The sequence below is a fragment of the Marinobacterium marisflavi genome (assembly GCF_982447095.1).
On sequence record NZ_OZ457898.1, the window covers coordinates 1,573,630 to 1,587,761 of the forward strand.

11 protein-coding genes and 1 tRNA gene are annotated in these 14,132 nt (G+C 52.1%); 8 read left to right on the forward strand and 4 right to left on the reverse strand.

The features are described 5' to 3' along the window. Positions 1 to 3: 3 nt before the first annotated feature. From AC1WNR_RS07780 to AC1WNR_RS07800, 5 genes are all read left to right on the forward strand, one after another. A complete protein-coding gene (locus AC1WNR_RS07780; RefSeq protein WP_481643947.1) occupies positions 4 to 2,394 on the forward strand; it encodes a methyl-accepting chemotaxis protein in 2,391 nt (796 codons plus the stop codon). Between the two features lie 119 nt (positions 2,395 to 2,513). Then, the gene (locus AC1WNR_RS07785; RefSeq protein ID WP_481645376.1) at positions 2,514 to 3,299 is read left to right on the forward strand and encodes a CheR family methyltransferase; all 786 of its coding nucleotides are present in this window, start codon (positions 2,514 to 2,516) and stop codon (positions 3,297 to 3,299) included. 7 nt (positions 3,300 to 3,306) lie between these two features. Further along, on the forward strand, positions 3,307 to 3,924 hold the full coding sequence (locus AC1WNR_RS07790) for a chemotaxis protein CheD (protein WP_481643948.1): 618 nt from the start codon (positions 3,307 to 3,309) through the stop codon (positions 3,922 to 3,924). Beyond that, positions 3,921 to 4,997 (forward strand): protein-glutamate methylesterase/protein-glutamine glutaminase, encoded by a 1,077-nt coding sequence (locus tag AC1WNR_RS07795; protein WP_481643949.1) that lies wholly within the window; start codon positions 3,921 to 3,923, stop codon positions 4,995 to 4,997. The genes AC1WNR_RS07790 and AC1WNR_RS07795 overlap by 4 nt, the downstream gene beginning before the upstream one ends. Then, positions 4,994 to 6,220, forward strand: a complete 1,227-nt coding sequence (locus AC1WNR_RS07800; protein ID WP_481643950.1) for a methyl-accepting chemotaxis protein — start codon at positions 4,994 to 4,996, stop codon at positions 6,218 to 6,220. The genes AC1WNR_RS07795 and AC1WNR_RS07800 overlap by 4 nt, the downstream gene beginning before the upstream one ends. 39 nt (positions 6,221 to 6,259) lie before the next feature. On the opposite strand, the gene AC1WNR_RS07805 is transcribed toward AC1WNR_RS07800, so the two are convergent. Continuing rightward, a complete protein-coding gene (locus AC1WNR_RS07805; protein WP_481643951.1) occupies positions 6,260 to 7,060 on the reverse strand; it encodes a hypothetical protein in 801 nt (266 codons plus the stop codon). A gap of 194 nt (positions 7,061 to 7,254) precedes the next feature. Here AC1WNR_RS07805 and AC1WNR_RS07810 point away from each other — a divergent pair, with 194 nt between their 5' ends. Next, positions 7,255 to 8,796 carry a ShlB/FhaC/HecB family hemolysin secretion/activation protein gene (locus AC1WNR_RS07810; protein WP_481643952.1) on the forward strand — a complete coding sequence of 514 codons (1,542 nt, stop codon included), beginning with the start codon at positions 7,255 to 7,257 and terminating at the stop codon, positions 8,794 to 8,796. Positions 8,797 to 8,814: 18 nt separating this feature from the next. On the opposite strand, the gene AC1WNR_RS07815 is transcribed toward AC1WNR_RS07810, so the two are convergent. Beyond that, positions 8,815 to 9,336, reverse strand: a complete 522-nt coding sequence (locus tag AC1WNR_RS07815) for a DUF2244 domain-containing protein (protein ID WP_481643953.1) — start codon at positions 9,334 to 9,336, stop codon at positions 8,815 to 8,817. A gap of 148 nt (positions 9,337 to 9,484) precedes the next feature. Between AC1WNR_RS07815 and AC1WNR_RS07820 the strand changes: the two genes are divergently transcribed. After that, on the forward strand, positions 9,485 to 10,372 hold the full coding sequence (locus tag AC1WNR_RS07820; protein ID WP_481643954.1) for a radical SAM protein: 888 nt from the start codon (positions 9,485 to 9,487) through the stop codon (positions 10,370 to 10,372). A 94-nt stretch (positions 10,373 to 10,466) separates the two neighbouring features. On the opposite strand, the gene AC1WNR_RS07825 is transcribed toward AC1WNR_RS07820, so the two are convergent. After that, positions 10,467 to 10,543: transfer RNA gene (locus AC1WNR_RS07825), tRNA-Val, on the reverse strand. Positions 10,544 to 10,588: 45 nt separating this feature from the next. Beyond that, a complete protein-coding gene (gene uvrB, locus AC1WNR_RS07830) occupies positions 10,589 to 12,616 on the reverse strand; it encodes an excinuclease ABC subunit UvrB (protein WP_481643955.1) in 2,028 nt (675 codons plus the stop codon). Positions 12,617 to 12,826: 210 nt separating this feature from the next. Between uvrB and AC1WNR_RS07835 the strand changes: the two genes are divergently transcribed. After that, positions 12,827 to 14,011, forward strand: coding sequence for a pyridoxal phosphate-dependent aminotransferase (locus tag AC1WNR_RS07835; RefSeq protein WP_481643956.1), 1,185 nt, complete (start codon positions 12,827 to 12,829; stop codon positions 14,009 to 14,011). Positions 14,012 to 14,132 lie beyond the last annotated feature (121 nt).

Genomic DNA, 14,132 nt, shown 5'->3' on the forward strand with positions numbered 1-14,132 from the left:
AAAATGAAAATTAACGAACCCTGTACTGACGTTGAGATTAAGCTCCGCAAAGATCAGGAGCTGGTTACCAAAACCAACCTCAAAGGTATTATCACCTACACCAACCCAGATTTTGCCGAGGTGGCTGGCTTTACTGAAGCCGAACTCGTCGGGCAAAACCACAATATTGTAAGACACCCGGATATGCCCGTAGAGGCCTTCAAGGACCTATGGGATACCTTAAAGATGGGGCGCCCCTGGAACAAACTGGTAAAAAACCGCTGTAAAAACGGTGACTACTACTGGGTTAAGGCAAATGTAACACCGGTCTTTAGTAACGGCGAAATTGTCGAATACATGTCCGTTCGTACCCGGCCTTCACAAGATGAGATTGATGCTGCATCTAAACTCTATGCTCAGTTGAAGAAAAAAGAGGCGAAACTGCCGCCCGTCTCTGCTGTTGTTGCCAAAACGCTGAACAAAAAGCTTGCTCAATCGATCGGTGTTGCCGCACTCGCCGCTATCGCGATCACAGGTATATTGGTTGCTGCTGGTATCGGTGGCTGGGCACTTGAAATCGGCCCTGTTGTAGGTTTTGTGCTACTGAGCATTTTCACCTATCGACTCTTCCAAACTGAAGTTGTTGCACCGGTTAAACAGGCTCAAACTTACATGAGAGACATTTCCGAAGGGCACTATCTAGAGCCCATCGACATAGAACGCTCAGGAGAGATGGGGGAAATATATAGATCAATCAAGATGTTAGCCGTTAAACTTGGATTTGAAGTTAACGACGCCAAGGAGCAGAACCGTGCGTCCCAGCGTATTAAGCAGGCACTGGATAATGTTAGCTCTAACGTCATGATGGGTGATGCTGACGGCAATATCATTTACTGTAACGAGGCTGTATTGGGCATGATGAAAAAAGCCCAGGACGATATCAAAGAGCAGCTTCCGAACTTCGATGCAGACCGTATCGTTGGCTCAAACATCGATATTTTCCACAAAAAACCCGAGCATCAGCGCCGTATGCTGGAAGGTCTCAAGTCAACCTTCCGGGGCCAGATTAAAGTGGGTATTCGCTCATTTGATCTGATCGCGAACCCTGTAATGGATGATAAAGGAACGCGCTTAGGTACTGTTGTTGAGTGGAACGATGTTACTGACCAACTGACTGCTGAACGCCAGGTTGAAGAGCTGATTCAGAAAGCCTCAATGGGCGAGCTAGATCAGCGTCTAGATACCAGTATCTATAGCGGTTTCATGAAAAATATCGCAACCGGTGTAAACCAGATGCTTGATGCCGTGGTCGTACCGCTGCGCGAAGTACAGCGTGTCCTTAATTCGCTCGCGGAGGGTGATCTCACTGAGAAAATGAGCGGAAATTTCCATGGTGACTTTGCCAAACTAAACGACTCACTCGATCGCTCAATCACCAACCTCAACAACATGGTTGGCGAGATCCGTGGTGCAGGTTCAAGCATTGCGACCGCCTCCTCCGAGATCTCCAGTGGTAACACGACTCTGAGCCAGCGTACCGAAGCTCAAGCGGCCAGCCTCGAGGAGACCGCAGCAAGTATGGAAGAGATGACCTCAACCGTACGCCAGAATGCCGATAACTCTGAAGAGGCGCGCAAACTGGCATCTGATGCGCGTGAATTGGCGGAACGTGGCGGTGAGATATCTAACCGCGTTGTCGCCTCCATGGATGACATAAGCAGCAGTTCAAGCAAAATCGCTGAGATCATTAGCGTGATCGACGAGATTGCCTTCCAGACCAACCTCCTCGCCCTGAACGCCGCCGTAGAGGCAGCGCGAGCCGGTGAACAAGGCCGGGGCTTCGCCGTGGTTGCATCTGAAGTGCGTAGCCTGGCACAGCGTTCAGCTAGCGCAGCCAAAGAGATCAAAGAGCTCATCAACGACAGCGTCGCTAAGGTTGATGACGGTAGCAAACTGGTGAATGAGTCGGGTGATGCCCTCAAAGCCATCATGGATGCGATCAATAATGTATCGAGCATTATTTCTGAGATCGCCGGTGCTAGCCGTGAACAGGCCATCGGTATTGAACAGGTCAATACTGCGGTGACCCAGATGGATGAGGGTACACAGCAAAACGCTGCCCTGGTCGATGAGGTGGCCGCCGCCTCAGCGTCCATGGAAGAGCAAGCTGCGCAGCTGCAGGAGCTGGTGAACCGCTTCCGCGTATCAGGTGACGTTGGCACCACTGCCGCTTCGGGCGTTGAGAAACGCGACCGTCTGCGTGCCCTCGCCGCTCAAACGGCACCTGCTCCCGTAAAAGCACCAGCGGCTGCGAAGGCTGATGCACCCAAAAACCCTGCCCCCAAGAAAACGGCTAGCGCTACACCTAAGCTAGTGGAACCGGACGGCAGCAACGAAGAGTGGGATGAGTTCTGAGCACTTCACCTCAAACCCACCCAGATAACCGCTCTGGAGTCTCCTATGAGACTCCGGACCGGGACTCCGGCTCCCGTACCGGCGAGCAGCGCGAGTTTAAGTTCAGTCGTAAGCAGTTTATCTGGGTAAGGGATAAGTTATACGAGCACTGCGGAATTGTGCTCTCTGATCACAAAGAGAGCATGGCCTACAACCGTTTAGTGCGGCGTGTGCGAGATCTGAAGCTCGATGGCTTTGACGCCTACCTGAGCTACCTGGATTCGCATCCGGCTGAGTTCAATCAGTTTGTGAATGCGCTGACCACCAATCTGACGGCCTTCTTCCGTGAAGCTCACCACTTCGAGTTCGTGCGCGATCATATAGTGCCGCAGATTCGTCAGAGTGGTCGACGCACAACGCGAAGTTGGTCCGCCGGCTGCTCGCTCGGAGAGGAGACCTATTCGTTGGCAATGACACTCGCCGAAGCCTACGCGAACCTACCCGCGATGGACTGGCGTATACACGCAACCGATATCGACTCAGATGTTCTGGCGCACGGCTCTGCCGGTGTTTATATGCGCGAGCGACTCAATGCAGTACCCGAGCGTCAGTTGCACCGGTGGTTCCTTAAAGGGAGCGGTTCTCAAGCTGGCAAAGTTAAAATCAAACCTGAGCTGCGTCGCCACATCGATTTTCAGCAGGTTAATCTAATGGCGGACTGGCCGATTGATGGCCCTCTCGACTTCATATTCTGTCGCAACGTGATGATCTACTTCGATCAGCAAACACAAGCACGACTGCTATCGCGCATGGCTGAGCTGCTACGCCCTTACGCCTACCTGTTTATCGGCCACTCGGAATCGATCAACAAGCTCACCGACCGGTTTAAACTGGTAGGCAAAACCATCTACCAGAAGGTTAAGTGAGGCGTCTATGCTGGTTGGGTCAGGCAAACTTGAGCGCTACTGGGATCACCAATGGAGTCATTGGTTAGTCAACCTTGCGCAAGGCGACTACGCCGTCAGTGACGAGCCAATTCTTCTGACGACTGTGCTTGGCTCCTGTGTAGCTGCCTGCCTCTACGCACCCGATAAGCAGATGGGTGGTATCAACCACTTTCTGTTACCTCAAGCCGGGGCCAGTGAATCGGATTCGAGCTCGTTTCGCTACGGTATCCACGCGATGGAGGTGTTGATTAACTCACTGCTTCGTAAAGGGGCTGCTCGGGACACCCTAGAGCTGAAGGTATGCGGAGCTGCTGATGTAGTCAGTGGGCTGAGTAATCGAGTTGGTCAGGCTAATGCAGCCTTCATTCGACTCTATGCTCAGCAAGAGCAACTGAACTTGTTGGCGGCTGACCTCGGCGGGGATAACCCCCGACGAGTGGTCTTCAACCCAACAACCGGCAGCATGAAAGTGAAACGCTTAGCCCGCCACCTCAGCAAAGATGATGTACGTGAAGAGACCGTGCAGGCAGCCAAACTCGAGCGCGAGGTTTTACGCCATGCTGAGGTTGAACTGTTCAACAAGGATAAGGAGGCCATGCGATGAGCAAAGCCCGAGTTCTGATTGTTGATGACTCTACTGTGGTACGTGCAGTCCTGCGCGAGATGTTATTGGCCGACCCCGAGGTTGAGGTAGTAGGCGAAGCCGCGGACCCTTATGAAGCACGCGATAAAATCAAAGCGACTAACCCAACGGTACTTACGCTAGATGTTGAGATGCCTCGCATGGATGGGATCACCTTTCTGCGCAACCTGATGCGACTCAATCCGCTGCCAGTTATCATGCTCTCCTCCCTCACTTCTGAAGGTGCCGAGACGACCTTACAAGCACTTGAGATCGGCGCGGTCGACTGCATGCCCAAACCGACTGCGCACGATGATGAGAGCAAACTCGACGCTTTCCAGCATGAACTGATTACCAAGGTCAAAAACGCTGCGGCCTCTTTTCACAAGGTCAAACATCTGAGCCGTGTAAAGAGTGCCATCAAGCCACAAGTACATGCTCCGCGCGCCAACATAGGTCAACTGCGCAAATATGCACTTATCGCGATAGGTTCATCGACCGGCGGAACTGAAGCTTTGCGTGAGGTCATGCAGGCATTGCCAAGCGGATTACCACCGATCGTGATTGCCCAACATATACCGGGATCTTTCAGCGCCCGCTTGGCAGAACGGCTCAACTCCATTACCAAAGTTCGCGTGGTTGAAGCGCAAAACATGCAAGTACTCGAACCGGGACACGCCTATCTCGCACCGGGTGAAGCGCACCTAAGAGTAGAAAAAAGCGGCGGTATTCTGCGCGCCAGACTTGGTGACGATGCGCCAATTAACCGCCACCGCCCTTCGGTTGAGGCGCTGTTCGACTCTGTCTTGCCCATCGCTCCTGAAGCCTCTGTCGCAATTATGCTTACCGGTATGGGCGAGGATGGCTCGATGGCAATGAGACGGCTACGAGACGCTGGCGCATACACCATCTGCCAAGATGAGAGCACAAGTTTGGTATGGGGTATGCCGGGCGCTGCCGTTAAGTACGGTGCAGCCTGTGAACAGGCCCCATTAAATAGAATCGGAGAGCGCATACTGCGCCGCTTCACTGAGAAACAAGAGAGCAAAGTATGAACAACTTCAAACCACCCTGGGTGAGTCTTGGCATCGTTGTTGTCATTGCACTTGAGCAGGGCTTCAGTGACTCACAAATTATCCTCTGGCTCGGCCTCCTCGGTCTGGTGGCACTCGCTGGCTATCAACTCTACTTGCAACGTTCAAAAACGGGAGCCGTCAGCAAGACGGCTGTAAGCGACAGCGAGAACACAAAAATTTCCGGTACACTGGCTAGGAACTCAGCGCCAGCAAATGGAACACCTGGGTTGCGTGATACCTTTCACCAGGTTTCAACGAACCTCTCCTCCGAAGCAGAAATTGTGCAACAAGAGGCAGAACGTGTTCGAGAGCTAATTAGCGATGCGGTGCAGCTGATGGATGGAAGTTTCCGAACTATTCACAAGATCTCAAGTGAGCAGAGTCAGCACACCTCCGAGATCATAGCGCAGGCCCAGGCCGGTGATGGCGATTCCGGCATGAGCATGCAGGCGTTTATTACAGAGGTACAGAACTCGGTTGGCCGGTTCTCAAATGTCATGGAAGCGGTCTCCGCCAACTCAGAGACGATCGTGAACCATATCGAGCAGATGCTCGGAAAAATGGACGGAATATTCAAACTACTTGAAGAGGTTGAGGGACTCGCAAGTCAAACTAACTTGCTCGCCCTCAACGCCGCGATTGAAGCCGCGCGGGCCGGCGATGCCGGACGTGGCTTTGCCGTAGTCGCTAATGAAGTGCGCGTGCTTTCTGTTAACTCATCCGAACTAAACGAACGAATTCGTGACGAGATTGGGGCGACCCGAGCAACAATTGACGGGCTAAGTAAAACGGTCGAGAAGATCGCGAGTACTGATATCGCTCAGGCTATGGACACCCGCGCTGATGTAGAGCGCATGTTCACTGATATGAATGCCCTCAATGATTTTCTACATCACAAAATCCAAGCGGTTTCAGGCTTAGGTGGTGAGCTTAGCGTTTCCGTTGATGAAGCAATCCGTTCGCTTCAGTTCGAGGATATCGCCTCTCAAGCCCTCGGTTCACTGAAACACAATGTTGAGGCGCTTAACGAGATGGCCTCAGCCATAGAGCAGCTTGCCAACGAAAAAAATGAGATAGATGAAGAGAAGCTGCAGCAGCTCAGGGACCGTCTGGCACAACTGCTTGAGGACCTTAATGCCCGTAACAGCCAGCGAACTGTTGCCCAAGTCGATATGGACGAGGGCGAAATCGAACTCTTTTAGAGCAGAGCGGCGCGGCACACCTGTGCCCACCGCCAGAATTTAAGCAATACGTTGTTGATTGATCGATTCGCACTTCACCATCTTTGCACATTCACCGAAATAGGCAGCGACTTCAGCATTGCAACGCTCCAACAGATCCAAGCGATCATTGAAATCAATCAACAGATCGTCACCAACTATGCGGACCTTGAAAAGGAGAAAATCGTAGACCAGCTGACCCCGTTTTAGCCCTTCGGCAATGATCTCATAAGGCTCCATAAAACGAGCGGCACCGCGACTCGGCTTGGCTTCAGGCCAACGCAACCGATCAAACACCAACAAAGCTTCCCAGAGATTATGCAACTCCTGGCCGGCGCGGGATTCATCGGACCAAGATGCACCCTCGAAACAGTTGCGCGCCCGCATGTAGCGCCCTACTTTGAAGGCTCCACCCGCCTCTGCGCGCTCCTCAAAGTAGCGCAATGCCAATACCAGGTTCCGGCGCTGCTGTTCGAGATTAAGAGGCGCTTCTTTTACCGAACCCCTAGCCTCGGCTAAACGTCGCTCGTTATAGCGAGCCAACTCAGCCTCATTGGCGTGCATCTCCCCTAGCACCTCGAGACAGCGCTGATCTAAAGCCTGATCAAGCGACTCTTTTAGCTGCTCAAAGCGGCCGTTCGAGTACCAATAGGTATTGGACAGCACAGACTCAAAGCTAAGTGAGGGGGCTTTGCGAATCGCTTGACTCATCAGATCAAGCGCCTGCTCCATCAGATCCATCGCTTCGTTGCGCTGCTGTTGAAGTTGAACAACCGCTCTTAGCGACCATCCATTCTTCAAACGTTCAACCTGATCTGCCATAGAAACACCTTCCGTGCGTTGTAGTGACTTTTGTGTATTCCGTCATGATTACAACACTTGTGACTCTTATTGACAACAAAAATGAAACTAAAGCAGTTGGGTTTAAGATGAAAATGTCTCATAGAGAAAAGTGTTGAACTGCATCGGGAGTAATCGCGTAACCGGGTTAACAGTTAGTAGCCAGAAATCAGACCATGCGCGCCCCACTTCTCACGTTTACCCTTTGGAGTCTAAGTTGGACTAGCACTGCGGCACCCTCTACTGGCCAGCTTCTGCAGGAAGCGCAACGTCAGTTTCCAGCTATCTATCTGCCATCAGTCGGTTACCGTAACCCGTCAGAAGTTCTATGGGCGATGCCCGAGGATGAGGGCCCGGGTATCGCGGTGAAAGGTTTTCGGTTCGAGGGTAACAAGAGCTTAAGTGATCAGCAGCTTAAAGAGGCCTTCTCTCCCTACTCCGATACCAGCCTAACCCCCCGTCAGATCTACTCTCTGACCGACCTGATCAAACAACTTTATGCCAGTACAGACCTCGCTGTAAGCGCAAAGGTGCCGCCACAGGATGTTGAAGATGGAATAGTTCTATTCAACATCGGGGAGGCGGGTTTTGCCGGTGTTGAACTCGATTATGGCTTCGAAGATAGCTTCAACGTTGATCTTAAACAGATTGAAGCAATTGCCGGCGCCGGCGTAATTGATGTGGAACAGCCAAAACTCAGCGAAATGCAGCGCGGGCAACTGCTTGCTATTGACCTGCACGGGGTTGCGGTTTCAGGTGGCAACCATCCGAATGAAGAGGGAGATCAGCAACTCGAGTTGTGGGTGGAGAACACTGCAACCTACTCAGGAACCGTTGAAGTCGATAACTCCGGTAATCGCGAGACTGGTGAAGTGCAACTGCGACTTACTTCACTATACGCCAGCCCGTTTAATCGAGGCGGCGCAACCTATGTAAACCTTATTACCAGTGAAAACTCTCGCTTTGGCAGCGTCGCCTATCGTGGTCCAGTCGGATTACACGGAGCAACTTTCGATGTTCAGCTGGGACTACTCAACTACGACACGGGGAGCATTAGCAGTAATGCGCAAAGCTACGCACTAGGTTATCGCTACCCAGTAACAAGAAGCGTGCAGAGAAACCTATTTGCAACGCTCTTAGCAGAGCACCGAGACCTGGGATACGTTCTGAACACCCTTGATCTGACTTTCGATGGCAATCGCGCCTATCGGGTTGGCCGACTCACCTACAGCGCGCAATTCACTGTGGGCGACACCGATGAAAATAGTTCGAGGGGCAGTTTCAGTAAGATCTCAGGCTTTCTAAATTTTAGTCAGCGTTACCCCAGCGGCTGGCGATATAATGCGCGCTTGAGCGGTCAGTTCAGTGATGTCGAGTTAGACGATGCTGAACGCATGATTCTTGGGGGCCGAGAGGGGCTCAGAGGCTACACCAGCGTGGACGGTCTGACTGATAACGCCCTAATGGTAAATCTTGATCTACAAAAGCAATTAAGTGATCGTTTGCGTCTGGGGGTCTATTACGACGCCGCGCGCGCGGAGGATCCCCAGATCGCAGGTTTTCAAGCCACTATGGCCAACTTGGGCATCTCTTCGCGCATCAACCTAAAGGAAGATATCACTTTAGACTTTGATGCGGCCCGAGCACTGAACAACTCTTTTGGTGCTACACAACGCGGGGATAACCGCATCTACGGCAGATTGACTATCCCATTTTGAGCGCTGTTACAGCGAGAATTAGAGACCGAAAGGGTTAGTTTCACGAACTTCGACCCGCCCCTCCTCTCGACATTTGAGGCCTGCACCGGCGATAACGTTCCAGAGTTTTTCGATATCGTCACGGTTGAGAAACCGCCCCACAGGCGTGTACTCACCGCGACAACGTACCCTTATTGAAGCGGCAGTCCAGGCGTGGCGAGGGTTCTTTTTGATAAACTCGCAGGCTGCACGGTCGAACTCAAAACGAGATGTGGGAGCATTGCGGCCGCGTTCAAGCGTAATGCGATTTGGCTTTAGGTAGAGCACCTCTTTACGATAGCTATCGTGTGATGTGCGATAGATAAAGTAGACCAGTAGAGCGAACTCGAGCCCGGCAAAGGGCAGTACCACCCAAGCGCCCATAAACGCCCAGAATATGGCGATACCAAACACCACGAAGCCAAAGACTTTTAGTACAAAGCAATTAAACCGCCAAGATGCAGAGCGATTCGGTGTGAGAACGATCTGGACCGACTCATTGTTGTTGTTAGTAACGACCACGGGATATCTCCGACTCCCAGTTGCTCGAATCTTTTACCAACTTATATGGATTTTAGATCGATTGGTATCAGAATTACTCCAATTGTCAGACCAAAAACCGGATTGACGTATACTCTTACCAACTCAACTGCGTTCAGAACGATTGACTATGTTCCCTTTAGACTACATCGAACCCGTTTTCCGGCCGCCAAGCGAAGCGCGCTCGCTGATTCTGCAAGTCACCAACGGTTGCAGCTACAACAAGTGCACCTTTTGCACCATGTACACCGATCCGCAAAAGCGCTTCAAGGTGAAGCCGGCGTCCGAGATTGAGTCGGAACTGGTGCAGATGCAGCTCTACTCCGGTTACATCCGTCGCATTTTCTTGGCTGATGGCGATGCGATGACGCTATCTTTCCGTCGTCTGGATGAGATTCTCGACCTGATAAACCGGTATTTTCCAGATATAAACCGCGTCTCGGCCTACTGCCTGCCGCGCAATCTAAACAACAAAACGGTTGAGCAGCTGATCGAACTGCGCCAAAAGGGGTTGAGCCTCGTCTATGTGGGTGCTGAGTCGGGTGATGATCTGGTGCTTCAGAAAGTCGCAAAGGGAGAAAGCTACGCCTCTACCCTAGCCGCACTGAGTAAACTCAAGCAGGCTGGCATCAAGGCGTCCGTGATGGTCCTCAATGGCCTCGGCGGCAAACGCTACTCAGAGCAGCACGCCATCAATTCAGCCCGCCTTGTCAGTGAGGCTCAACCGGAGTACCTCTCTACACTGGTACTTACTATGCGCGATGAACAGCGCTTTCTTGAAGGCTTTGATAACGACTACGAGCCGATGTCGCAGCTAGAACTAATTCAAGAGATGCAGCTGTTCTTGCAAAACTGTGAGCTAGAAAACAGTATCTTTCGCAGCGACCACGCCTCAAACCACTTAGTGCTCAAAGGGGTGTTAGGCAAAGATAAAGAGGCGATGCTGCAACGAATTGAGTTGGCGCTCAACGCGCCTGATAGTGGTGTGTTGCGGCCGGAGTGGGCTCGGGGGTTTTGAGGGAGTGGTGTCATCATGTCGAACCACCTTCAGAAGTTCTCGTCCGGTCTGATCCAGACATAAAAAAACCAGCCTGTGGCTGGTATTTTTAGTCTGGTACGACCGAGAAGACTCGAACTTCCGACCCCCACCATGTCAAGGTGGTGCTCTAACCAACTGAGCTACGGTCGTACAACGTGGCGCGTATTATAGCTAGGACGCGGCACTTGGCAAGCGCTAATCGTCACTTGCGAGCTGAGCATGTTTTAACTGCTGTAGTTGATCACGTAGTTGTGCTGCACGCTCGAATTCGAGGTTACGTGCGGCCTCGTACATCTGATCCTCTATCTGGTTCAGCGCTTTCGCTAGATCGGCAGTGCTCATGCGGCTCGGATCGACTTGGTAGTCGGCTTGCGGCTCTGCCACTTTGCTCTGCTTGCCTCGGCCCACCTTCTTACCGGGTATAACCGCACCCTCCATGATGTCAGCAACCGACTTCTTGATACCTTTAGGAGTAATGCCGTGTTCGATGTTGAACTCAATCTGTTTCTTGCGACGGCGTTCCGTCTCGTCGATTGCGCGCTGCATGGAGCCAGTAATGCGGTCGGCGTAGAGGATGGCGCGGCCAGACAAGTTACGCGCGGCGCGCCCGATAGTCTGGATCAGCGAGGTATCCGAGCGCAAGAAGCCCTCTTTATCCGCATCAAGAATAGCTACCAGCGCCACCTCAGGCATGTCGATACCCTCCCGTAACAGGTTGATACCCACCAGTACATCAAACTCGCCGATGCGAAGATCACGAATAATTTCGACGCGCTCAACGGTATCGATATCGGAGTGCAGGTACCGTACCCTTACGTTGTGCTCCGCTAAGTACTCGGTGAGATCCTCGGCCATACGTTTGGTCAGCACAGTTACTATCACGCGCTCTTCACGGGCAACAACCTTGTGAATCTCTCCCAATAAATCATCTACTTGAGTCTGTGCCGGGCGAATCTCAACTTCGGGGTCAACCAAACCGGTCGGCCGCACAACCTGCTCACAGATCTGCTGCGCGTTGGCAGCTTCATACTTGCTGGGTGTCGCTGATACGAAGATCAACTGCGGTGCCAGGCGCTCCCACTCCTCAAACTTGAGGGGTCGGTTATCCATTGCCGACGGCAACCGGAAGCCATACTGCACCAGTGTCTCTTTGCGTGAGCGGTCTCCTTTGTACATCGCGCCTATTTGCGGCACGGTGACGTGTGACTCATCAATTACACAGAGCGCATTATCGGGGAGGTATTCAAATAGAGTCGGCGGTGGCATTCCTGGGCCGCGACCGGAGAGATAGCGGGAGTAGTTCTCGATCCCCGAGCAGTAGCCCAGCTCAAGAATCATCTCAATATCGTAGAGGGTACGCTGCTCAAGGCGCTGCGCCTCAACCAGTTTGTCATGATCGCGCAGCTCTTTGAGGCGTTCACGCAACTCCTCTTTGATATGTTCTACCGCTTCTAATAGCGTCTCACGCGGCGTAACGTAGTGCGTTTTGGGATATATGGTGGCGCGCGGAACTTTGCGCAGCACCTCACCGGTCAGCGGGTCAAACCAAGCGAGCTGCTCAATCTCATCATCGAAGAGCTCGACACGCAGTGCCTCTTTCTCCGATTCGGCCGGGAAGATATCCAGCACATCGCCACGCACGCGATAGGTACCGCGATGCAGTTCAATATCGTTACGTTTGTACTGCAGCTCTGCCAACCGGCGCAGCAGCGAGCGCTGATCAATACGATCGCCCCTGTCCAAATGCAACATCATCGCTAGATAGGATTTGGGATCACCTAAACCGTAGATAGCAGAAACAGTGGCGACGATAATTGCATCATCACGCTCCAACAGCGCTTTTGTCGCCGAGAGACGCATCTGCTCTATATGATCATTTATCGACGCATCCTTCTCGATAAAGGTGTCGCTAGAGGGAACGTAGGCTTCTGGTTGGTAGTAGTCGTAGTATGAGACGAAGTATTCGACTGAATTGTTCGGGAAAAACTCTTTAAATTCACCGTAGAGCTGAGCCGCCAACGTTTTGTTGTGCGCCATAATAATGGTCGGACGCTGGGCCTGCGCAATCACATTAGCGATGGTGAAGGTCTTACCCGAGCCGGTGACCCCAAGCAGTGTTTGCGCGGCTAATCCGGAGTCTAATCCATCTACCAGCCCGGCTATTGCTGTCGGCTGATCGCCGGCGGGTTTAAACTTCGAATGAACCTCGAAAGCCGTCTTCATTAGATCTCCGGAAACATCCGCACGAGGGCGGCTTGGGAAAATTTGCTATCAAATTACACAAAATGCCAAAAAAATTGAGGCTGATGCCCTTTTTTTGCAACGGCGGGGATTATACCTATAAGTTTGATGCTGTATAATTTCCGCGCAAATTTTGTACTAAATCGGTCTTCTAAGGACCCTTATCAAGACTTTCTTCAGAGGTATACAGGATTGGACGTTAATCTTTCCAACCGCGTAAACGCCATCAAGCCATCACCGACTCTGGCTGTCACTAACCGTGCTGCCGAACTCAAGGCTGCTGGTAACGACATTATCGGGCTGGGTGCCGGTGAACCTGATTTCGATACCCCGCTGCATATTAAAGCGGCAGCGATCGAAGCGATCAACGCTGGCATGACCAAATACACAGCAGTAGACGGCACCCCTGCTCTGAAAAAAGCAATTATTGATAAGTTCCAGCGTGACAATGGCTTGGAATACGCGGCTAATCAGATTCTGGTTTCAAGCGGCGGCAAGCAGAGTTTCTTCAACCTTGCTCTGGCTCTCCTGAATGAAGGTGATGAAGTTGTCATCCCGGCGCCCTACTGGGTCTCTTACCCGGATATGGTGATTGTTGCCGACGGTACTCCAGTTATCGTTCCAACCACTCAGGAGCAGCGCTTTAAAATCACTGCTGAGCAGCTTGATGCGGCGATGAATGAGAAGACTAAGCTGGTCGTGCTGAACAGCCCATCTAATCCAACAGGTGTCGCTTACGAACTGGACGAGCTCGAAGCACTGGCTGAGGTACTGCGTAAGTACCCTAACGCTCTGGTTGCCACTGATGATATGTACGAGCACATTCGCTTCAACGACAGGCCCTTCGTGAATATTCTTAACGCTGCACCTGACCTGTATGACCGTACTATCGTTCTTAACGGTGTATCGAAAGCTTACTCAATGACGGGCTGGCGTATCGGTTACGCAGCAGGACCCGCTAAGTTGATCGGCGCGATGAAGAAGGTGCAGTCACAGTCTACTTCTAACCCCTGCTCTATCGCTCAGGCGGCCGCTGTAGCAGCGCTTAATGGTGGTATGGAGTGTGTGAACGAGATGGTTGTTGCGTTTAAACAGCGTCATGAGTTTGTTGTAACTGCCCTCAACGAAATTCCAGGTGTTGAGTGTATTCCAGCTGATGGCACATTCTACGCTTTCCCTAGCTTCCAGGGCGTCATTGACGGTTCCGACCGTTTCGCAAACGACATTGAACTGGCTGAATTCCTGCTAACTGATGCCGGCGTGGCGCTGGTTCCCGGTTCAGCCTTTGGTGCTGAGGGTAATATGCGCCTGTCGTTCGCGACTAGCATGGAAGTACTGCAAGACGCGATTGCTCGTATCGCTAAAGCACTGAGCTAATTGCTTTAGCTGAGCGTAAAGAAACCGGGGCGCGAGCTTCGGTTTTATGCGCAAAATTAGTTCATTATCTATTCACTTTACGGCAGCAGGCAGTTTGCATTGGAATATGCTAATATATTGC